This is a genomic window from Parapontixanthobacter aurantiacus, from assembly GCF_009827635.1.
Classification (GTDB): domain Bacteria; phylum Pseudomonadota; class Alphaproteobacteria; order Sphingomonadales; family Sphingomonadaceae; genus Parapontixanthobacter; species Parapontixanthobacter aurantiacus.
Genome location: NZ_WTYW01000001.1, coordinates 564825 through 586341, shown reverse-complemented (window position 1 = coordinate 586341; position 21517 = coordinate 564825). Strand labels below are relative to the sequence as shown.

At 60.5% G+C, this 21517-nt stretch carries 23 protein-coding genes; 11 read left to right on the top strand and 12 right to left on the bottom strand.

The window, feature by feature from the left end:
* Window positions 1–60 precede the first annotated feature (60 nt).
* From rseP to pyrH, 6 genes are read right to left on the bottom strand one after another with little or no spacing between them, the layout of a single operon-like run.
* On the bottom strand, window positions 61–1221 hold the full coding sequence (gene rseP / locus GRI38_RS02845) for an RIP metalloprotease RseP (RefSeq protein WP_237487322.1): 1161 nt from the start codon (window positions 1219–1221) through the stop codon (window positions 61–63).
* On the bottom strand, window positions 1214–2377 hold the full coding sequence (locus GRI38_RS02840; RefSeq protein ID WP_160682432.1) for a 1-deoxy-D-xylulose-5-phosphate reductoisomerase: 1164 nt from the start codon (window positions 2375–2377) through the stop codon (window positions 1214–1216). Before GRI38_RS02840 ends, rseP begins: the two co-directional genes overlap by 8 nt.
* Complete coding sequence (locus GRI38_RS02835) at window positions 2377–3093, bottom strand: phosphatidate cytidylyltransferase (protein WP_202389825.1); 717 nt, start codon at window positions 3091–3093, stop codon at window positions 2377–2379. Before GRI38_RS02835 ends, GRI38_RS02840 begins: the two co-directional genes overlap by 1 nt.
* Window positions 3094–3109: 16 nt before the next feature.
* Window positions 3110–3847: a polyprenyl diphosphate synthase gene (gene uppS / locus GRI38_RS02830; protein WP_160681460.1), complete on the bottom strand. Its 738-nt coding sequence runs from the start codon at window positions 3845–3847 to the stop codon at window positions 3110–3112.
* 24 nt (window positions 3848–3871) lie between these two features.
* Window positions 3872–4429: a ribosome recycling factor gene (gene frr, locus GRI38_RS02825; RefSeq protein WP_160681459.1), complete on the bottom strand. Its 558-nt coding sequence runs from the start codon at window positions 4427–4429 to the stop codon at window positions 3872–3874.
* A gap of 12 nt (window positions 4430–4441) precedes the next feature.
* A complete protein-coding gene (gene pyrH, locus GRI38_RS02820) occupies window positions 4442–5170 on the bottom strand; it encodes a UMP kinase (protein ID WP_160681458.1) in 729 nt (242 codons plus the stop codon).
* Window positions 5171–5495: 325 nt separating this feature from the next.
* Between pyrH and GRI38_RS02815 the strand changes: the two genes are divergently transcribed.
* Window positions 5496–6020, top strand: a complete 525-nt coding sequence (locus tag GRI38_RS02815) for an ester cyclase (protein ID WP_160681457.1) — start codon at window positions 5496–5498, stop codon at window positions 6018–6020.
* A gap of 131 nt (window positions 6021–6151) precedes the next feature.
* Here the strand turns inward: GRI38_RS02815 and tsf are convergent, their stop codons facing one another.
* On the bottom strand, window positions 6152–7078 hold the full coding sequence (tsf, locus tag GRI38_RS02810; RefSeq protein ID WP_160681456.1) for a translation elongation factor Ts: 927 nt from the start codon (window positions 7076–7078) through the stop codon (window positions 6152–6154).
* Window positions 7079–7184: 106 nt separating this feature from the next.
* Window positions 7185–7934 carry a 30S ribosomal protein S2 gene (gene rpsB, locus GRI38_RS02805; RefSeq protein ID WP_160681455.1) on the bottom strand — a complete coding sequence of 250 codons (750 nt, stop codon included), beginning with the start codon at window positions 7932–7934 and terminating at the stop codon, window positions 7185–7187.
* 342 nt (window positions 7935–8276) lie between these two features.
* Between rpsB and GRI38_RS02800 the strand changes: the two genes are divergently transcribed.
* Window positions 8277–8510, top strand: coding sequence for a hypothetical protein (locus GRI38_RS02800; protein ID WP_160681454.1), 234 nt, complete (start codon window positions 8277–8279; stop codon window positions 8508–8510).
* On the opposite strand, the gene pssA is transcribed toward GRI38_RS02800, so the two are convergent.
* The 3 genes from pssA to GRI38_RS02785 form a co-directional block, all read right to left on the bottom strand.
* Complete coding sequence (gene pssA, locus GRI38_RS02795) at window positions 8476–9267, bottom strand: CDP-diacylglycerol--serine O-phosphatidyltransferase (RefSeq protein WP_160682430.1); 792 nt, start codon at window positions 9265–9267, stop codon at window positions 8476–8478. The two genes, GRI38_RS02800 and pssA, sit on opposite strands and share 35 nt — an antisense overlap.
* A gap of 44 nt (window positions 9268–9311) precedes the next feature.
* Entirely contained in the window at window positions 9312–10064 is a 753-nt protein-coding gene (locus GRI38_RS02790; protein ID WP_160681453.1) for a phosphatidylserine decarboxylase, read from the bottom strand.
* 83 nt (window positions 10065–10147) lie between these two features.
* Window positions 10148–11278: a beta-ketoacyl-ACP synthase III gene (locus tag GRI38_RS02785; protein ID WP_160681452.1), complete on the bottom strand. Its 1131-nt coding sequence runs from the start codon at window positions 11276–11278 to the stop codon at window positions 10148–10150.
* Window positions 11279–11841: 563 nt separating this feature from the next.
* On the opposite strand from GRI38_RS02785, the gene GRI38_RS02780 reads away from it, so the two are divergent.
* A complete protein-coding gene (locus tag GRI38_RS02780; RefSeq protein WP_160682429.1) occupies window positions 11842–12780 on the top strand; it encodes a HEPN domain-containing protein in 939 nt (312 codons plus the stop codon).
* Window positions 12781–12867: 87 nt separating this feature from the next.
* Here GRI38_RS02780 and GRI38_RS02775 read toward each other — a convergent pair whose 3' ends face one another.
* Window positions 12868–13116 (bottom strand): hypothetical protein, encoded by a 249-nt coding sequence (locus GRI38_RS02775; protein WP_160681451.1) that lies wholly within the window; start codon window positions 13114–13116, stop codon window positions 12868–12870.
* A 248-nt stretch (window positions 13117–13364) separates the two neighbouring features.
* Here GRI38_RS02775 and GRI38_RS02770 point away from each other — a divergent pair, with 248 nt between their 5' ends.
* The 8 genes from GRI38_RS02770 to GRI38_RS02735 all read left to right on the top strand — a co-directional run bounded on the left by GRI38_RS02770 (window position 13365) and on the right by GRI38_RS02735 (window position 21379).
* The gene (locus GRI38_RS02770) at window positions 13365–13808 is read left to right on the top strand and encodes an SOS response-associated peptidase family protein (protein WP_337191228.1); all 444 of its coding nucleotides are present in this window, start codon (window positions 13365–13367) and stop codon (window positions 13806–13808) included.
* A 571-nt stretch (window positions 13809–14379) separates the two neighbouring features.
* A complete protein-coding gene (locus GRI38_RS02765; RefSeq protein ID WP_160681450.1) occupies window positions 14380–14634 on the top strand; it encodes a helix-turn-helix domain-containing protein in 255 nt (84 codons plus the stop codon).
* Entirely contained in the window at window positions 14631–14795 is a 165-nt protein-coding gene (locus GRI38_RS02760) for a hypothetical protein (protein WP_160681449.1), read from the top strand. The genes GRI38_RS02765 and GRI38_RS02760 overlap by 4 nt, the downstream gene beginning before the upstream one ends.
* A gap of 456 nt (window positions 14796–15251) precedes the next feature.
* The gene (locus GRI38_RS02755; RefSeq protein WP_160681448.1) at window positions 15252–15965 is read left to right on the top strand and encodes a DNA adenine methylase; all 714 of its coding nucleotides are present in this window, start codon (window positions 15252–15254) and stop codon (window positions 15963–15965) included.
* Window positions 15962–17317, top strand: coding sequence for an Eco57I restriction-modification methylase domain-containing protein (locus GRI38_RS02750; RefSeq protein WP_160681447.1), 1356 nt, complete (start codon window positions 15962–15964; stop codon window positions 17315–17317). The genes GRI38_RS02755 and GRI38_RS02750 overlap by 4 nt, the downstream gene beginning before the upstream one ends.
* Entirely contained in the window at window positions 17314–19548 is a 2235-nt protein-coding gene (locus tag GRI38_RS02745) for a sensor histidine kinase (protein ID WP_160681446.1), read from the top strand. Before GRI38_RS02750 ends, GRI38_RS02745 begins: the two co-directional genes overlap by 4 nt.
* Window positions 19541–20635: a hypothetical protein gene (locus GRI38_RS02740; RefSeq protein WP_160681445.1), complete on the top strand. Its 1095-nt coding sequence runs from the start codon at window positions 19541–19543 to the stop codon at window positions 20633–20635. Before GRI38_RS02745 ends, GRI38_RS02740 begins: the two co-directional genes overlap by 8 nt.
* Entirely contained in the window at window positions 20636–21379 is a 744-nt protein-coding gene (locus GRI38_RS02735) for a hypothetical protein (protein WP_160681444.1), read from the top strand.
* Window positions 21380–21517 lie beyond the last annotated feature (138 nt).

Genomic DNA, 21517 nt, shown 5'->3' with positions numbered 1-21517 from the left:
CCTCGCGCTGCGCCCGTTGCACAGTTTACCCTCGCATTCCCGACGACGCCGGACTTGAAGCTACCCGAAAAAGGGCAGCGAAATCACGTCGTTGATCGTCACGAACACCATCAGTCCGAGGACCAATGCGATGCCGGCGCGATAGGCGATTTCCGTGCCGCGTGGTCCGACGGGTTTGCGCCGGACGGCTTCGGCAGCGTAAAACGCCAGGTGGCCGCCATCGAGGGCGGGAATTGGCAGGAGGTTAATGAATGCCAAATTAAGCGAGATGAGCGCGGCGAACTCGATGTAGGAAAGCCAGCCTTCCGACAGTCTTTCGCCCGAATATTTCGCGATCTTGATCGGGCCGCCAAGCTCCTGGACGGAGCGTTCGCCGAACAAAATCTGCCGCAGACCCTCGACCATGTTCCCGACGAGCGCGATGTTCGCATCGACCGCCAACCCGATCGCGGGAAGGGCGGCAACCCGCTCGAACGACACGCGGTCACCCGTCACGCCGAGCAGGCCGATCCGTCCTTCGTTGCCGTAACGGTCGGTGAACAGGTAATCTTCCGTCACGAGCGGATAGCGAAGGTTCTCGCCGTCGCGCTCCACCACGACGTCCATCGCCTTGCCGGGATAAAGGGCAACGACATTACGGATCTCGGTGAAGTCCTCGATCGTTTCGCCATCGACGCTGACGATCCTGTCGCCTATCTCGATCCCCGCCGCCTGCGCCACGGAATTTTCGGAAAAGCCGGTGACATAGGGTTCGGCGACCGGGCGGCCGCTAAAGGTGAAGAAGGCCGCGAAGATGGCGACCGCGATCAGGATGTTCATCGCCGGTCCGGCGAACACGATCAGCGCCCGCTTCCACAGCTTGGCATTGTGAAAGCCCGCGCCGGCGACCGTCCTGTCCTCGTCTTCAGCAAGCGCATCCTGCGTACCGACCCCGAAGACGGCATCGTCCTCCTTTCCGGGCGAATGAGGGATGCTGGCAGGGTTCATGTCCCCCTTGAACTGGACATAGCCACCGAAGGGCAGCGCAGAGAGCTTCCACCGCGTGCCGCGACTGTCGGTCCAGCCAACCAGCTCCTTGCCGAAACCGACCGAGAACGCCTGCGCGCCGACGCCGAACATCCGGCCGACGAGGTAATGTCCCAATTCGTGCAAGGTAACGAGCGGGCCCAGCACGGCAATAAAGCCGAGGAACCACATCCAGACCGGAATCTGCTCAGGCAAAGGCGTGTTTTCCCAATAACCGCTCGGCAAGTGTCCGGGCCGCGTCATCGGCAGCCAGCACCTCTTCGAGAGAAGTCGATTGCGGCGCGAGATCGCTCTGCGCCAGAACGTCCTCCACTACTACCGCAATCTTGGTGAACGCTATCTTACCGTCGAGGAAAGCGGCGACCGCCACCTCGTTCGCTGCGTTGAGCGTTGCGGGTGCGGTGCCGCCCGCCGCGATGGCTTCGCGCGCCATCCGGGTGGCGGGAAAGCGATCTTCGTCCGGCGCGGCGAAGGTCAGTTCGCCAATGGCCGCCAGATCGAGCGGCGCGCACGGTGTCTCCATCCGGTCGGGATAGGCGAGGCAGGAAGCAATGGGAACGCGCATGTCGGGCGGGCCAAGCTGCGCGAGGGTCGAGCCGTCACGATATTCGACCATCGAATGAATGACGCTTTGCGGATGGACGAGGATGCGCAACCGGTCGAGGCCTACCGGAAACAGGTAGTGCGCCTCGATGAATTCGAGACCCTTGTTCATCATCGTCGCCGAATCGACGCTGATCTTGGCGCCCATGTCCCAGTTGGGATGCGCCACGGCTTCTGCGGGCGTCGCGGCGTTGAGCCGGTCTTTCGACCAGGTTCGCAGCGGCCCGCCGCTGGCGGTCAGGGTGATGAAGCGAACGTCCTCCACCGCATTGCCCTGCAGGCACTGAAAGATCGCATTATGTTCCGAATCGACCGGCAGCAGGGTCGCGCCGTGCCGCTGGACCGCTGCCGTCATCACCTCGCCCGCAGAAACGAGGGCTTCCTTGTTCGCCAGCGCCAGTGTGCCGCCGCGCTCGATCGCGGCCATGACCGGCGCAAGCCCCGCACAGCCGACGATGGCAGCCACGGTGATGTCGCAGGGTCTTGCCGCCGCCTCGCACAGCGCCGCCCTGCCCCCGGCGGTTTCGATCTTCGTTCCGGCCAGCGCTTCGCGCAACTCGGCAAGGCAGGCCTCGTCGCCGACCACTGCGCATTCCGCGTCGAACTCGCGGGCCAGCGCCGCAAGTTCCACGGCGCTGCAATTCGCGGTCAGGGCAACCACCTTCCACGCAGCGCGATCGCGGCGGATGAGATCGAGCGTCGATGCTCCCACCGACCCGGTCGCGCCGAGGATCGAGATAGAGCGCATCACGGGTGCAGCTGCCACAGGAGGGCGCCGACGATCGCAACCGGCAGCAAACCGTCGACCCGGTCGAAGATGCCGCCATGACCCGGAATGAGGTTGGAGCTGTCCTTCATATTCGCCCGGCGCTTCAGCCAGCTTTCGAAGAAGTCGCCGCATTGCGCGACCACGGCAAGAATTGCACCGACGAGGAACGCGCCAACGCCTCGCGCCGAGAAGGCGTCGGAGCCGACATTGGAATAGAAGAAGCCGAGCGCGACGAGGCCCGCCGCGATGGCTCCGCCGCCCAACCCCGCCCAGGTCTTGGAAGGGCTGATCTTCGGGGCGATCTTCGGGCCGCCAATCGTCCTGCCGCTGAAATAGGCACCGGTATCGGTGGCGATGACGACCGCGACGAGGCCGATGACGACCGGAATGATCAGTTCGATGAGGGCGGATGCGGCCAGCGCGATATAGGCCGCTCCAGCGAGGAGGGCGACGAGGCGATTGACCAGCTTTGTCGTGGCTCGCCAAACGAGCCGGAGGAACTCGCCGAAACAGGCGAACGCGATGGCGACGACGAACGCGTCGAACCACACGCCCCCCGCCCACAGCGCCGCCGCCGTAATGGCGAGCATGACCGCGGCGGATGCGGCCCGGCGCGGCAGGTCCGACGTTCGCAGGCTGAGCGGCAGCTTGACGTAGCGCACCGCGCCCGCCTTGAACCGGTCGCGCTTCCTCATGCGCTGGACGGGTTCCTCAGCGCCCGCCATAGCGTCGCTCCCGCCGGTCGAACTCCTCGAGCGCCGAGCTCAGGTGATCGGGGGTGAAATCAGGCCACAGCGTGTCGACGAAGATCATCTCGGCATAGGCGACCTGCCACAACAGGAAGTTGGACAGGCGGACCTCGCCGCTGGTCCTGATGAGCAGGTCGAGCGGCGGCAGATCGGCGGTGAAAAGGTGGCGCTCGATATCCCCCGGGGCGATCTCGACATCATTGTGGCCCGTTTTGGTGCCATTGTGCGCACCCGTATCAGCACCAGCCTTTTCGCGCATGGCGAGGCTCGCCGCGCGGCAGATTTCCTGGTGTCCGCCGTAGTTGAGGGCGACCGCCAGCGTGTGGCGGCCCTTGGCGGTCTGCGCCAGCGCATCTTCGAGCATTTCGACAATGTCGGGAGCCAATGCCTTGTAATCGCCGATGATCTTCAGGCGAACGTCATTGGCGACGAACTCGGGCAAGTCCGATTTTATGAACTTCCTCATCAGGTTCATGAGGTCGCTCACTTCCTCTTCCGGCCGCTTCCAGTTCTCGCTCGAAAAGGCGTAAAGGGTCAGGCATTCCAGCCCCATCTCCTTGACCGCGCGTACCAGCGTGCGCACCGCCTCGACGCCGCGCTGATGGCCGAGAGCCCGCGGAAGACGGCGCTTTTTCGCCCAGCGCCCGTTGCCGTCCATGATGATGGCGACGTGCCGAGCGCGATGTTGCGATGAACTCATGAAGCGGACCGAAAAATCATACGCCTATTGCGTCATGATTTCCTGGACTTTCTTCGCGACGACGTCGTCGATTTCAGCGACGTGCTTGTCCGTCAGCTTCTGGACCTCGTCCTCGGATCGCTTGCGGTCGTCTTCGGAAATTTCCTTTTTCTTTTCATCCTCTTTCAAGGCTTCCATGCCATCGCGTCGCACGTTGCGAATGGCGATTTTCGCCTTTTCGCCATACTCGCCGGCGAGTTTCGCAAGATCCTTGCGTCGTTCCTCGGTCAGGTCGGGCATGGGCAAGCGGATCGTCTGGCCATCCTGCATCGGATTGAGACCGAGATTGGCCTTCGCGATGCCTTTCTCGACGGCGTTCACATTCGCCTTGTCCCACACCTGCACGCTGAGCATGCGCGGCTCGGGTGCGGAGACCGTCGCGACCTGGTTCAATGGCATCATCGCGCCATAAACCTCGACATGAACCGGATCGAGCAGGCTGGTATTCGCCCTCCCCGTTCGCAAGCCGGACAGGTCGCTCTTCAATGCTTCCACGGCCCCGTCCATGCGCCGGTCGATATCTGTTTTGTCGTATTTAGCCATGAAGGCCTCTCCTCAATCCTGCTCAGCGGCCTGTACGATAGTCTGCACGCCATCGCCAGCCAGAACCCTTGCGACATTCCCCTTTTCCCTGATCGAGAAAACGATGATCGGAATGTCGTTCTCCCGCGCCAGCGCCACTGCCGTCGCATCCATCACCTTGAGATTGTCCGACAGGACCTGGCCGTAAGTTATTGTATCGAAACGGCGCGCTTCAGGAAACAGTTTCGGGTCGCGCTCATAGACACCATCAACGCTCGTCCCCTTAAGCAGGGCATCGCAGTTCATCTCTGCCGCCCGCAGTGCCGCCCCCGTGTCCGTCGTGAAGAATGGATTGCCCGTACCAGCGGCAAAGATCACAACCCTGCCCTTGGCCAGATGCCGCTCGGCACGACGTCTGATATAGGGCTCGCACACGCTCGACATCGGGATGGCCGATTGCACGCGCGTTTCAACCCCCGCCTGCTCCAGCGCGTTCTGCATGGCGAGTGCGTTCATCACGGTCGCGAGCATACCCATGTAATCGCCGGTCGTCCGGTCGAGGCCGCGCGCTGCACCCGCAACACCGCGAAAGATATTGCCTCCACCAATGACGAGACAGATTTCCAGCCCGGTTTCCTTGGCGGCCTTCACCTCTTCGGCAAGGCGCGCGACATAGGCCGGATCGATGCCGTATTCCTGATTGCCCATGAGCACTTCGCCCGACAATTTGAGGAGAATGCGTTTCATCGGGAGAAGGGTCATGGAGGCGAGGTTCTTTTGCTGAAGGCGTTACGAGCCCGGCCTTAAAGCGTCCGCCTGCACGTGCCAAGTGCGTGTCTGCTGGTCGCCGCAAGTCCAACGCGATGGAACAAATGGAACACGGTACTGGGGTGAGAAATGCCGCTGGGCTTTTCACGGTTGTGTACAAGGCAGACGATGAGAAGGAGCGCCTCCCTCTTAGCCCATAGCACTGAAGTAGGACAGTTCATCCGGTTCGCTATGGGAGGACGGATGTTTCCCGGAGGCAATTTGCACATCTACTGTGGTTTCGGTAAAACTCCTCGAAGGGTCGCGAGGAGGTTTGATCATGCGTTTACTTCTACCTGCGCTCGCCCTCGCAGTTCTTACAACGCCGATTTATTCACCCGCGCTTGGACAGCAATTGAATAATCCCGCGGCGGATGACCACACCGAGCGCAACAAGCGTCTCGCTGCGGCGTTCTACGAAAATCTTTGGTTCTCGAAAAACACCGATACCTTCAACGAATATGTTGCTCAGGAATATGTCGTACACGACGTTGGCGAACGGAAGAATGTCACCGAGAAAGCGATCGCTCAAAAAGAGATTGCCGACCTGTTTCACAGTCTTGGGGAAATGAGCGGCGAAATCGACTATCAGATTGCAGAAGGTGACAAGGTCGCGACCAGGTGGTTCATTTCCCTAACCCCGAACGAAAACGGCCGAGCCATGGGAATGACAAGGGTCGAGCGCGTACCCATCATTAATGTTTTCCGATTTGACGCAGACGGTAAGATTGTCGAGATCTGGAATCATCGGCACGATGTGGATCTCCCCCAGCCTTCCGGCGGCGGAAACGGACCCGCCAACTAACCCTTGTGGAAAATTGGGCGCCGCTTACGTTACGGTGCAGAAACTGCCTTAGCCAGATACCGATAGAATCGCGGCCACCGGAGCGATGACTCCGATGGCCGCATGATTCAGTCGTCTGTGGCTGAGAAGCGTCAGCTGCCGCGGGTTGCGGCGACTTCTGCGGCGAAGTCTTCCTGCTTCTTCTCGATCCCTTCGCCGAGCTGGAAGCGGACATAGTCTTTCAGCACGATGTCGTGCCCGGCATCCTTGCCTGCCTTTGCCACGACCTCGGAAACCGGCGTCTTGTTGTCCATTACGAACAGCTGCGAGAGCAATGCGTTTTCCTTGGCGAATTTCGCAATCGCGCCGTCCACCATCTTTTCCTGAACGTTTTCGGGCTTGCCGCTTTCGGCAGCCTTTTCCTGAGCGATGGCGCGTTCGCGCTCGATCACTTCGGGGTCGAGACCCTCGGCATTCAGAGCCTGCGGGAAGGCAGCGGCAATGTGCATCGCCAGCTGCTTGCCGAGCGGCTCGAGAACGTCGGCGGACGCCTCGCTCTCAAGAGCGACGAGCACGCCAATCTTGCCGAGATTTTCCGAAACCGCGTTGTGGACATAGGGCACGACGACGCCCTGGCTGACGCTCACGGTCTTCATGCGGCGGATCTGCTGGTTTTCGCCAATGGTGGCGACATTGTCGGTCAGCTTGTCGGACACCGTTCCGCCACCCGGATACTGGGCCGACTTCAATGCCTCGACATCGTCGCTGTCCTGCGACGCGGCGACCTGCGTCGCCTTGCGCACGAAGTCCTGGAACTGTTCGTTCTTGGCGACGAAGTCCGTCTCACTGTTCACTTCGACGGCAACGCCGCGATTGCCTTCGACGGCCACGCCGACGAGACCTTCGGCCGCGGTACGGCTCGATTTCTTCTGGGCGGCGGCAAGGCCCTTGGCGCGCAGTGCGTCGACCGCCGCTTCGATATCGCCGTTCGTTTCTTCCAGAGCCTTCTTGCAGTCCATCATGCCCGCGCCGGATTTCTCGCGCAGGGCCTTCACGTCAGCGGCAGTATAGGCAGCCATCTGTCATTTCCTTCTTCGTATCTGCTGGTTGCACCGGATGCGCCGCGAAATGGCGATCCGGTGCGTAGATTCAATGACACGCCGGATCGGCGCGTCACTTGCATGGTCAGGCGGCGGCTTCTTCCGGCGGCTGTTCCATCGCGCCGACGTCTTCGCCTGAATCGCTGGCCGAGCCGCCCTTGCCCGCGCGTGCCGCATCGGCAACAGCGTCGCAATAGAGGCGTACCGCGCGACTTGCATCGTCATTGCCGGGGATCGGAAAAGCAATGCCGGTCGGGTCGGTATTGGTGTCGAGAACAGCGACGACCGGAATGCCGAGGACGTTGGCTTCCTTGATGGCAAGGTCTTCCTTGTTCGCATCGATCACGAACATCACGTCGGGAATGCCGCCCATGTCGCGGATGCCGCCGAGCGAGAGTTCGAGCTTGTCGCGCTCACGCGTAAGCTGAAGGACTTCCTTCTTGGTCAGACCGGACGTTTCGCCGCCGAGCTGTTCCTCGAGCGACTTCAGCCGCTTGATCGACTGGGAGATCGTCTTCCAGTTCGTGAGCATCCCGCCGAGCCAGCGGTGATTGACGAAATGCTGTCCGGATGCACGCGCCGCTTCCGCGATCGGCTCCTGAGCCTGACGCTTCGTGCCGACGAGCAGTACCTTGCCGCCCGAACGCACGGTCTGCTCGATGAAGTCGAGCGCGCGCGACATGAGCGGAACGGTCTGCGAGAGGTCGATGATGTGAATGCCGTTGCGCGAGCCGAAGATGTACGGCTTCATACGCGGGTTCCAACGGTGGGTCTGGTGGCCGAAATGCGATCCGGCTTCGATCAATTGCTGCATCGTGACGGGAGAAGCCGCCATAGGTAATTCCTTTCCGGTTGAGCCTCTGGAAGACAGGAACCTGCGGGGTTCGCCCGCGCGGCACCGGTATGTAGCGCCTTCCATGTGGATTTTCGCAAAAGCCGGAAACCGAAATGGTCGTCCGGGTGCTGCGATTTGGGCGACATAGCGGCGATCAAGAAAGAAATCCACTACCTTTTCATCGCTAGAAAGGCGCTGTTCATCGCAAATATGACTTGACCGACTGGAACATATAGGGAACAAAGGTCTGAGGCGGGAACGCAAGCGCCCTCCACCATGTTTCAACAGAGTTATCCACACCGTCTCATGGCGTGGACGACCATGTAAGGGGATGATTCCGTCATGTTAGGTTTGCTCGCTGTCCTGGTGTTCTTTGTCGCAGCAATCGCGGTCGCGCTTACACTCAGCGACAGCGCCGTTCGCTATGTTTCGGCGATACGTGCAATCAAAGCGCGCCGGGCAGCCTCGGCAGCGGCCAGCATTCGTCCCACACGCCCGCTTCGCCCGGTAATGCGTCCGCTATCGAGCCAGCGCCGTACCGTCAGCCCGACACGCGGCTATCGCGCTGCCGCCTGATCCTGCCGTATTTCCACAGGCCATAAGGCATCAGCGCCAGATACAGCACGCAGATCGCTACCAGCGCCCACCACGGTTCCGCCAGCAAGGCGGCAAAGAAGATTCCTACCAGCGCAATCATTTCGAGCCGCACCGAGCGCCGTGGACGAATCGAAGTCCAGCTCAGCGTCGCAATGTTCGAAATCATCAGAAACGCGATCAGGGTCAGCCAGACGCCCATGAGGATCGGGTTGCGGAACCATTCGAGCCCCGTTGCCATCCAGAGATAGAACGGCAGAAAAGCGAGCCCGGCCCCAACCGGCGCCGGTACTCCGGTTAGGAAACCAGCGGATTTGTGCGGCTGGTCATCGGTATCGATCTGCGCATTGAAACGCGCCAGACGAAGGGCGCAGCAGATCGCGAAGGCAAGTGCCGCGAACCAGCCCAACCTCGATAATTGTTCGAGCGACCAAAGATACAGGATCAGCGCTGGCGCCATCCCGAAGGATAGCGAATCGGCCAGACTGTCCATCTCCGCGCCGAACCGTGACTGCGCGTTAAGCAAGCGCGCGATCCGGCCATCCATTCCGTCGAGAACTCCGGCGATGATCACTGCGAAGATCGCCAGGCTCCATTGTTCCGATATGGCGAAGCGAATTCCGGTAAGCCCCGAACACAATGCCGCCGCCGTGATGGCGTTGGGCAGGACCGCGCGGAGCGACAATCCCTTCCGGCCACCAGCGCGCGGGATTTCGTCCTCGGTCGCCTTTGGGCCGATTCTCTGCGAGCGCAGCTTGTCCGCGAACGGGTCGACCGGTTCCCTCACAAGGCAATTCCTTCGATAAGTTTTTGTTGTCCGACTTCGCCCAGTACGGTTTCGCCCGCGACGGTCCGCTGCCCCAGCACGACCCGCGGATCAGTCCCGGCAGGCAGGTACACATCCACGCGGCTGCCGAACCGGATGAGCCCGACACGCTGTCCGACGGCGATCATGTCGCCGGGCTTGACGAAGGGAACGATCCGGCGCGCGACGAGCCCGGCGATCTGGGTGAAGCCCAGCTTCAACCCGTCGCCGCGGGCGATCACGATATGCTGCCGCTCGTTTTCTTCACTCGCCTTGTCGAGATCGGCGTTCACGAATTTGCCCGGCATGTAGATCACGCGCTCGACCGTTCCCGATATCGGTGCGCGATTGATGTGAACGTCGAACACGCTCATGAAGATCGAAATGCGCACGACCGGCTCACCAGGCAAACCCGGATTGCCCGCGCTGTCCGCCATCTGCATTTCGGGCGGCGGCGCAACCTTGCTGATCAGCGACACGAGACCGTCTGCCGGTGCGACGATGTAGCGATCGTCCTGCGGCACGACGCGTTCGGGATCCCGGAAGAAGGCGAACACCCAGGCGGCGACGCCGAGCAGCGGCCAGCCAATGATTTCCCAATCGAGGATAAGCAGGAAAAACAGCGCGATCGCTACTGCGATCAGTCCGAACTTGCGCCCTTCCGGATGGATCGAGGGCCAGTTCCAGCTGGCTTCTCCGCGCCCCTGATTGTCGAGTTGATTACCTGCCATCCCTAGCGATCTAGAGCGTGCTCAGCATCGGGGCAAGGCAATCCCCTGTCCAGAAGACCGCTCGGATGCGCCGATCGGTCAGTTCAACCGACCTTGCGAACGAACACGGCCCCGGCGGAGTAACCCGCGCCGAAGCTGCAGATGAGGCCGGTATCACCGGGGGCGAGGTCGTCATTGTGCTTGTGAAACGCGATGATCGAGCCCGCACTCGAAGTATTGCCGTAGGTGTCGAGCACTGTGGGGCTTTCGTCTTCCGACGCTTCGTGGCCGAGGACGCGCTGCGCGATGAGCCTATTCATCCCCGCATTCGCCTGGTGGAGCCAGAGACGGCGCAGCTTGTCTGCTTCTATTCCGAAACCTTCCGCCTCATCGACGATCATCTGCGCCACCATCGGTACGACTTCCTTGAAGACCTTGCGGCCCTCCTGCACGAAGAGCTTGTCCGGCGCCCCGGAGGTGTCGGGATGCGCGCGATTGAGAAAGCCGAAATTGTTGCGAATATTGTTCGAGAACACGGTCTTCAGTTTCGTGCCGAGTATCTCCCAATGCTGTGCCGGAGCGATCGCCGCGTCCTCGACCAATACGGCGGTCGCAACGTCACCGAAGATGAAATGGCTGTCCCTGTCGCGCCAGTTGAGGTGCCCGGAAGTGATTTCCGGAGACACGACGAGAACGCTGCGCGCATTGCCCGAACGCACGTAATCGGCGGCGGTCTGGATGCCGAAAGTGGCGGAAGAACAGGCGACGTTCATATCGAAGGCGAACCCGTCGATCCCCAACTCCTGCTGAATTTCGATTGCCATCGCGGGATAGGGGCGTTCCATATTGGACGCCGCGCACAGCACCGCATCGACATCCTCGGGTGAACGTCCGGCTTTCTCCAACGCTTCACGAGCGGCAGCCACGCCGATCTCCGCCATTTGCGAGAGTTCCTCGTCGCCGCGTTCGTCCCAGCGCGGGGCCATCGTCTCGATATCGAGAATCGGTTTTTTCGCGATGACGTGCCGCGCCTTGATCCCGCTCGCCTTCTCGATGAACTCCGTAGAGCTCGGTTGCAGTGCCTCGATCTCTCCGCTCGCGATCCTGTCTGCATTGTCCGCGTTGAAAGATGCGACATAGCGGTTGAAGCTGTCGACCAGTTCTTCGTTGGAGATGCTTTCGGGCGGCGTGAACAGGCCAGTGGCAGAGATGACGGGTCGAGGGGTCTGGGTCATGCCTCGCCTTAGTCGCAGGCCGTAGCGGCGGCAAGACCGGGCACTCTCAGAGCTCCAGTGACCGATTGTCGAATGAGATGTCGCAACCTGAGGGCTTGCAATCATCGCCCGAACGAAGCGGTCGACGCAGAAGATTCCGGATACGCGACAGAAGGCAGTGGTGGACAGGGCTTGAATCGAACCTTGCAAATAACGTTTTGATATCAATCTGGTACTCAGAGGCAGCGCAAACGCTACCCCACACTCTCCCCCACATTTTTGTTCATATAAGCTTTGTTCGATTCAGCTTTTCGGCAGTTAAGCTGAATATTTCGGGCTTTCGCGACGCACTCACATGCGATTTTCGAGGGCGGTCGAGACCTACCGAACTCCAGCTACAGGCACTGCTCCCAGCCGTCGAGCACCTGCCTGCAAGTTCGGCCCGAACTCAATTTAGCCCCCTCCCAGTTCTTGGTATTGACGTACGAAGCCCACACTGACTCAACCAGTCCAATGAGAAGACATTGCGGACGAAATTTGATCGACAGGTGCAACCATTCCAGCGCCTTGCTAGGTGTCGGATGATGAAAACCGACCTCGATCATCTGCCACCGCAAAAGCAGCGCGAGATTGAACGCGTGGTGCAGCTGATCTTTGAGGAGTTCGAAGACGCCTTTGCACTGGCCAAGCACGAGTGGAAAAAGGCCGGACGCATCCTCAAGGTGATCCTCTACGGAAGCTATGCGCGCGGCACCTGGGTCGACGAGCCGCACACCGCCAAGGGATACCAGTCGGACTACGATCTCTTGATCATCGTCAACGACAGGCGCCTGGTCGACCGCGTGAAATATTGGTCGAAGCTCGATGACCGGCTGATGCGTGAGTATGGTGTTACCAATACGCTCAAGACGCCGGTCAATTTCATTGTGCACACGCTTCAGGAAGTGAACGACGGCCTCGCACATGGGCGCTACTTCTTCATGGACGTGAAGCAGGACGGGGTTGCGCTCTACCAGTCTGAAGACACCGAACTGCACACGCCCAAGCCCAAGACACCGACACAGGCGCTCGCAATGGCGCGGGAGTATTTCGACGAGTGGATCCCAGGGGCGACTGATTTCGTTGACAGCGCCAACCACCTAATGGGCAAGGGTCGATACAAGCGAGCAGCGTTCCTGATGCATCAGGCAGCAGAGAGCCTGTATCATTGCGTGCTGCTAGTCTGCACCTTCTACACCCCTCACGTGCACAATCTCGGCTTCCTGCGCACCCAAGCCGAACGCATCGACGCGCGCCTCACCTATGTCTGGCCCCGCGAGACGAAGAAGGACCGCGCGCGCTTCGAGAAGCTGAAGGAAGCCTATGTCAAAGCGCGATACTCGAAGCACTACCGCATCACCAAGGAAGAGCTCGAATGGCTTGGCGAGCAGGTCGAGGAGCTTGGCCGCGTGGTGCACGAAGTATGTTCCGAGCGGCTCGAAAAGCTCAAAGCCGAAGCGAAGGCGAGGCCGGACAAGCAATAACCAGCCACTCGCTACAGCGCGGATTCGAGGAAATTTGGGAAAGCCGCTTCTGGCAAAAGACCGGCATCCTGTGGGCCAGTCGCGCCGCTAGATCCTACCTTCGAAGTGAGGAAAGAGCGGCAGCGTTTTCTCGGCCAGATCGGTGTCCCTTGCCTCGCGCATGATCTCGTAAGGCCGAAGCGCCGCCAGGATCCGCGCAGTCAGCGCGTCGATCGCGACGCGCTGGTTGAGCGCCCTCGTAGCGGAGAACACGTCGTGAATGGCGTAAGTCTTTGCCGTCCGCAGCGCGATCTCGATCGCCTGCGCCAGTTCATCGTCGTTGGCTCGAATCATCATTTCCACAGCTAGAACATAACGGGAACTTTGTGCCAACCGTTTTCTGCAGGCGTGCTGCAAATTGACACTCGAGCCCCCTCCGGGCAGCGCGTTCCCATGTGCAACCTCTACCGCATGACCAAGGCCCATGACGAGGTCGCACGCTGGTTCAATGCAATCGATCAGCTTGGCAAATCCAACATCGGTGCCGAGGTGTTCCCGGGATATCCTGGCGCAGTCGTCGCGGATGGAAAGCTCCAGCAGATGACATGGGGCTTTCCACTGACACTCAAGAGCAAACGCACTGGCAAGCCGCTCAAGCCGAAGCCGGTCAACATGCGCGGACCGACAAGCTCGACGAATACATGTGGCGCTACAGCTTCGAGGAGTGGCGCTGCCTCATTCCGCTGACGGCGTGGGCCGAAGCCGAAGGCAAGCCGGGCAGCAAGACGCGGACCTGGCTGAGCCGACCCGACGCCGAGTTGTTTGCAGCTGCTGGGCTATGGCGCAACAGCGACGAATGGGGTCTGGTCTACACCATAGTAATGACAGACAGCGCAGGCGCTGCCGCAGAATGCCATTCGCGAATGCCGGTTCTGCTGGCGCAGGATGATTGGTCAAAATGGACCGATGGAACGCCATCCGAAGCGCGCCGTCTTTGCAAGCCATGGGCGGGTGAGCTTGCAATCGAACGCACCGATCAGCGCTGGTAGCGATGCCAGCGTGCTGCGTCCGGAACGTCATCCGCAAGTCGCGAACCGTGCAACTAGCAAACAATGGCGATGCGTACCGTCTTCGCCCGATCTGCAAGCCTGCTGCAGCGGAGATCGGTAGGCAAAAATTGTCCGTAGGCGTCTGATTTCGAAAACAAATAAGATGGCGAGATAAAAGAGCCGCCGTCGGTCGGGCTGCAGGTGGTTGGCTTCGTTGAGTAATCTGCGACGGCACGCAGCACCGCCCTGCGGCGGTTTCCAGAAAATCCCGTTTCTTTCTAATCAGAATGGCGACGGCGCTCTGTCGAATGGCGCCCCAAGCGGTCATGACATGCTCAACAGCGCAGGTCTGCGCCAGTCCATACGGATGTGTGCAGATGCATTCTGCTCAAGCAATCTCGAGCGTCGGCGCAATAGCGTGAGAACGGCGGCCGCAGCGTAGGAACGTCATGTGGCGCGATCAGGCTTGTTCGGCAGATAATCGGTGTCGATGGCGGGCCTGACCTGCTCCCCTGCTCCATCGCTCCCAGGTCGGTCCGTCATCACCCTAAAGATGAAAGGACCGGCAGGCATGTCGATATCAGGCGCGAACGACCAGCGAGCCGACCAGAAACGCCAGAAAGACATCGAGCCGATCGCAATGCGGGTTCCCGAAGCATGTCGATATCTCGGGATCGGTCGCAGCACACTCTATGTTCTCATCGGCGAAGGCGAGATCGAATTTATCAAGCTAGGCAGTTCAACGCTTGTGCTGACCGAGAGTTTGAAAGGACTGGTCGAACGCAGGCGCAAGGTTCTCCACCCTGGCGCGGAGGCCGCATCTTGAACATGCATCCCGATCTCGTCCACGCGGTTGTGCTGGCAGCACTCACCAGGGCCCCGGACGGCGCAAAGCGAAGGCTGGTCTCATCCGTTCCGGAGCGTCGTCAGCAGGCCGAAGATGTCATCGCCGCCAGCATTGTAGTGGCCTTGGCTCAGCTGAAGTGACGCGAATCCAGATGCCGGTAGAAGAACGTCCGCTTTGCGCCCCCATCTCAGGCATTAGACCGATCGCCCACAGATCCCATAAGCCGGCAAACTCTTCCACCTTTGTATCTGCAGGCTTATTCTCGCATACGAGCATCTGCATCGATATTGGCAGGGGCTAAATTCTGAAAATTGCCTGCCCCTTTACGACGGCAGAAAACGCACTGTCGCATAGACGTTGGCTTGTTGGCGTAGTTGCGATGAGGGTCGAATGGTGAGTGCAGCATCGCAACGAAGCTGCAAGCCAATACGCTGTCGGACCGGAGAGGCGATTACCGCATGCAGTGACGCGGATAACTAAGGAACCGCCTATGCACAGGGCACCACAGCAGCCGGGGTGAGCTATCCCTGCAAGCACCTCAAGCCTATCTTCATTATTCGCGTGCAATCATCGCTGAAAGCTGCGATGATCCGTTGATGGCACCCAAGAACCAACCTCGACCCTACCCAGGAGGCAAGGGCAAGGCCTACCCCCACGTCATCAATCTAATGCCTCCGCACTCTACCTACATCGAGACGCATCTCGGAGCCGGAGCCGTGATGCGAAACAAGCGGCCCGCAGCCCGCAACATCGGAATCGAAATCGACCCCATGGTCATCGACCGCTGGACTAAGTGCGAGGATCACGGGTTCGAACTTATCCAAGGCGATGCCGCCGAGATTCTCCCGGCTCTAGATATCACCCAGGATACCCTCGTCTACTGCGATCCGCCCTATGTTCCAGACACCAGGCGCCGCGCACGGGTCTACCGGCACGACTATGATGCAGCTGATCACGAGCGCCTGCTCGCGGTACTCAGTGCGATACCAGCCCGGATTATTTTAAGCGGATACCCGAGTGATTTGTATGATAGACTGCTGGAAGGCTGGACTGTGACCGAACTCACAGTTCAGACGCACGTGGGACCGGTAAAAGAGTATCTGTGGACGAACTATAAGCCGGGCCCCGTCCTGCACGACTACTCCTTCGTCGGTATCGATTTCAGGGAGCGCGAGGCGGTCAGGCGCCGGCTGCGCACTGTCTGTACGAAGCTCGGGAGAGCGCAGGAGGTCGAGCGACGCGCCGCTTTCGACCGATTGGCAAGCTCGCACCCTCAGGAATTCCTTCAGGCAGCGGAGCGCATTAGATGAACGCTCAGCCCACGATCACGAACATCGCTGGCCCATGGTCGGCACCGGACATCAATACCTATCTCGGACGCTGCCAGATCGACACGCCCTCTGATCTGGTGGATGCCACCTGGCGCAAGGTACTGGAGAAGAGACCACATTACGATCTAGTGATCGACCTCGGCGCTGGTGACGGTCGATTCGCGAAAGCCGGGAGATATTCTTCCTACATCGGATTCGAGATCGATGCCGAGCGGTTCGGATCGTCGACGCTGCCTGACAATGCGACAATCCGGCACGAATGCGCGTTCTCCGCACCTATCAGCGGAGCGTCCTTGTGCATCGGCAACCCTCCATTCGTGCGCAACCAAGATCTGCCCGAAGGTTGGCGCGAGCAGATCGCCGCCAAGTTGAATAGGCGGTCAGGAATCAAGATCTCTGGCCTTGCCAACGCTTGGCTCTACTTCTTCGTGCAGTCGCTTGAGATCACCTCGACAGACGGCGTTTGTGCATTGGTCGTTCCGTTCGAGTGGACCAGCCGCCCTTCGGCCGCCGCCCTACGCAAACGAATAATCGACGAGGGCTGGAGCGTCGACGTATACAGGCTCTGCGACAGGACGTTCGAGAGCGTGCTGACGACATCGTCGATCACCATTGTGGACAAGGGCGATCGCTCGGGTCGCTGGCGCTATTTCGAACTCGACAGGACAGGTGCGGAGCGTGCGATCGTCTCGCCGACAGGCACCGACCAGGCGATGATCGCCTATGGTGAGGGTCGCGGCGACCGCCCGGCCGGACGTATCCGACGCGGCGTGAGCCCAGGTACCCAGAAGGTATTTGTACTCACCGAGAGCACACGAGCACGCCATGGGCTGCGGTGCGGCGTGGATGTCGTGCCATGTATCACTTCGCTGCGGCACCTGCCGCGCGAAGTCAATGTTCTCACTTGCGAAGTATTCGAGCGCTACTACAGGTCGGCTGGACAGAGATGCTGGCTGCTCGTACCTGATCGAGAAAGCACGTCGCCCAACTGGTCAGCCTACGTCGATTCTATCGATCCAGTGCTTCACGACACAGCGACATGCAATGAACGAGCGAATTGGTGGGAATATAAGATGCCCGAAGTACCGACCGCGTTAATCGCCACCTGCTTCAAGGGCCATTCTCCCAAGTGTACGGTCAATGAGTTTGCAGTTCGCGCAGTCGGTGGGGTGGCAGGACTTCATAACCTCTCGGCCCTAGAGGCGCGACGTTTCGTAAATAAGCTCTCTGCGACTGACCTTCGTCCAAGGATTGTCCCCCATGCCAATGGCCTTTTCAAGTGCGAGATTGGTCAGTTAAACCGGGTCCTTGCCGAGCTCACCGACGCATGAGCGAGGCCATCGTCAAGGTTCCGTCGCCACCGGACAACCTAATCGAAGAGGGCGAACTCGCCTTCTCGATCGAGAGCCGGCTCATCAGGGAACTGGGGGAGCGTCTGGTACGCGAGCCCGAAGTCGCGCTCCTTGAGCTCGTGAAGAATTCCTACGATGCGGATGCCCGTACCTGCGAAATCCGGCTACGAGGCAATGATGCCATTCTCATCCGAGATGATGGCCACGGAATGACCCTTGCTGAATTTCGCAACGGATGGATGCGGATCGGCACCGGTACCAAGGGAAAGAACCCTGCCAGCCGCAGGTTCGGTCGGCCGATCACGGGCGAAAAGGGCATAGGGCGCTTCGCCGTACGGTATCTCGGCTACCGACTTGAATTGACTTCCGTCGCTCACGATCCGGCGCGCGGCAAGACGACGCGGCTGACTGCCCAGTTCGACTGGCGCGAATTCGACCGGCAGGAGGATCTCGGCCGGGTGACGGTCCCATACCAGCTGGCCGAGGTCAACGAGGCCACGGCCCCCGGGACGAGCCTGCTCATAAGCGAATTGCGTCCGGTCGTTGATGACATTGATTGGAAGGCTCTACGCACGGGTTCAATGGGCGTCGTCTCGCCGATCAGGTCGCTCCTTGAAAACCCCTCGGGCGACGACGACGAGGATCCGGGTTTCGCCCTCGTGTCGAATGAGGGCGACCAGGACATCGACATAGCCATGCGGCTGCTCGATCACTACTTCCTTCGATCGAAAGTGCTCTTCGAAGACGACAGGCTGGAGCTCACGGTATTCCGGCAGGGGCAGGAAGAGCCCTATCTCGTCATCAAGGAGGAGATGAACTCGCTCCTAGGCCGGCTCTCGGCCGACATTCGTTTCTTCCCGCGCCGCGAGGGTCTTTTCGCTGATGCCGGTTTCGACGGTCGCAAAGCCTACGGTTGGGTGAGGGACAATCACGGTGTGAAGGTCTTCGATCGTGCCTTCCAGGTGCGGCCATACGGGATGGAAGGGGACGACTGGCTTGATCTAGCCAAGGACAACGCGACCAACCACCGCAAGCCCCGCTCGCAGGTCATGACCCGCCATTACCCCATGACAAAAGAGGTGGAAGGCGCGCCGAAGCTCAACTGGATGCTGCGACTGCCGGCCAACCTGCAGCTCATCGGGGTGGTCCAAGTCTCGGGCACGAGGGAGTCCGATGGCGGAGAGGAGGGCCTCATCGCAGCGGCCGACCGTGAAGGCTTCCTCGTCAATGCGGCGTCCGAACAACTCTACCAGATCGTCCGCACCGCGGTCGAGGCTATCGCGTTCGCGGACCGCGAGATCACACTGCGGGAGGCCGATCGGAGGGCGGAGGAGGAACTCAAGCACCTGCGTGCCGAGACCCGAGCAGCAATCGCGCAGATCGATGCCGACCAGACGCTCAGCAAGGAGCATCGGAACCGGCTGATCGAGGTCCTCTCGGATGCACAGGAGCGCACCGAGAGACAACAGGCCGGGAGCCGCGAGAAGGAACAGCAACTCGAGATCATGAGCCTTCTCGGCGTGGTGGCCGGCTTCATGACCCATGAATTCGGCGTCGCCCTCGCGGAACTGCGTGAAGCACGCAAGGAACTGCTCGCGCTTGCGAAGGATGATCCCCGGTTCGCCCAGAACGCCGAGGCCCTCGAAGGCCATATCGAGACGCTGCGGTCGTTCGTGCAATATTCGCGTGCCTATGTCGAAGGGACCCGCACTCCCAGTGATAAGCCCTACAAGGCCGCGCCGAGGTTTCGTCATGTCGCCGAAACATTCGGCAAGTACGCCAGCAAGAGGCAGATCGAAGTCGTGGTCGACGTCGAGGCCGACGTGATCGCAGCGCGGGTACCGCCATCGCTCTACGATGGCATCGCGCAGAACCTCTACAGCAACGCACTGAAGGCGCTGTCGCGGTCGCGGACCAAGGATCGACGCATCGTCTTCAGGGCCTGGAATGAGGGCGGAAGGCACACGATGCAGGTGTCGGATACCGGGGAAGGGATCCCCGAACCGATACGACCGCTCGTATTCGATCCTCTCTTCACGACGACGGATCGGCGCAACCCAGACCCGCTCGGGTCGGGAATAGGCCTCGGTCTTGCCCTTGTGCGCCGCGGTGCGGCCGCATTCGGTGGGAAGGCCGATCTGGTTGACCCGCCACCCGGCTTCAGCACGTGTGTCGAGGTGCAGCTTCCCGGGGTGACAGACGATGAGTGATGGAAAAGAAGGAACCCGCTCGATCCTCCTGATCGAGGACGAGCCCGCCCAGATGGAGAAGCGACTGACTGCTCTCTCGCAGGCAGTCGGAGGCACGCGCTTCACGATCGAGCCGTGGCTGCCGGGCGAGGAGGGAACCGAGTACGAAGCGGCGCTGGGACGTCGGCTGGAGACGCGTCCGATCCTCGTCGCCACCGATCACGCCCTCGATGATGGGGGAGCCCACGGATTCCGCAGCGGAGCTGTCGTATCGGCGTGTCGCAAGATGGCCATCCCGGTCGGCAACTACTCGCGCAAGCCGATCGACCTTGAGGAGCCCGACCTCTTCCTCTTCCGATTTAGCGAGGATCCCGAAGTCGCTGCTGGAGAGATCCTCGACATAGCGTCCGGGTTCGACGACTTGGCGGCACGCATATCGCAGGCGGAGGCTGCGGGAAGGAAAGGTTGGGCGCGTACGCTGGCTGATGTACTCGGCCGTGGCGACATGGCAGCTAGCTTCTCGCTCTACTCCGCCCGCAACGTCGGTTCCTTTGCGGCCACGATCAAGGCTCTCGAAGAGAGACTGGGCGAGGCGGAGGCCATTCGTAGCCTCGAGATCTACATGATCGGCCACCTGTTGAAGAACGGTATACTATCGTTCGCCGGTCCGATCATGGATGGGTTGACGCTGTGCTCCTACCTGGCGTGCGCCGACGAGCAGCAGGAGGAACTCGAGGCGCTGTTCGCGCAAGCCCAGTACGAAGGACCGTTCGGCGGACGGACGGCCTATTTCTGGCAGGATGACATCGATGAAGCGCTCGAAGGTCTCGCCGAGAAACACGACGTCGAGGAAGAGGATGGCGATCCGGGCGATGACATCTATCGGCGCAGGATAGTCGATGCGGTATTGGGCGCGAAGCCGCATGGCTGTCAGCGAGAAGGGTGCGGGGGAAGTCGCGGGGGCTTCCGTTGCCCCTATACGGACCGAACGGTCTGTGATCGGCCCGACTGCTCGGCGACCTCTTCGAGCTGGATCCCAACTGGGGCGCATCTCTGCCGCGTCGAGCGGGAGTATTATGACAGGCATGCACCACTCTTGGGTCTGTAGGTGTCCGATCAACGCATGAGATCGAAGCTCCAGAAGGAGCTGAAGGCGGCCCTGAAGGAGGTCATCGCCCGCGTTCCGGTGATTGCTCCGGGCTGCGAGATAAGGCCGACGGATCCGCGTTCGTTCTATCAGGTGCGCAACGAGCATGAAGGTCTGACCTTCGACTTCCCCATCACCGGTCTGCGTTTGCGTCGCGCTGCGGGGGATGACAAGGCGAGCCTCTATGTCGCGTTGTCCGGGACCATAGTCTTCGACACCGAGCAGAAGACAGGAAAGCCCCTGGTCCATTGGTTTAGCACCAGGATCTCGTATTTTCACACTTCAAAGGCGGGCAAGGTCGATCACCTGCTCGCGCTCCATTACGACTGCGACCCCACCAGGCCGGGGCACCCCCTCTACCACGCTCAGCTGTCCTCGAACCCCACAGAGGTGGCCGCCAACCTGCAGGAGCTGAACCGTTTGTTCGGAACGAACCTAGCTCTCGACAAGGATGCGATGTGCGCGACGGGGGCAGCAAGCAAGGTGAGGATCCCGTCGGCTCACATGGACATGATGTCGGTGATCGCGCAACTCGTCGCCGATCATCTGATCGATTCCAATTCGAACGAGGAGGAGAAGGATGGTTTCGAACGCATCCGGGAGCGGCTCCTGTTCTTCAAGAGCCACCCGGAGCGCGATGGCCGCATGAACGCGGTTGTGGCGAACAATTGCTTTAGAGGCCTGCGCTGGTATCCGATGCCCTGATGCTGTGGTTCCTCGTTGCTAAAACAAGCAACGGACCAGGCGCCTATTTGCGACCGGGTGGCCAGCTGAATGTACGCTTTCCGCACCTTGTCGGTCGGAACCGAACCGTCCCGATCCGGCCCAGCAACAGAACCATCT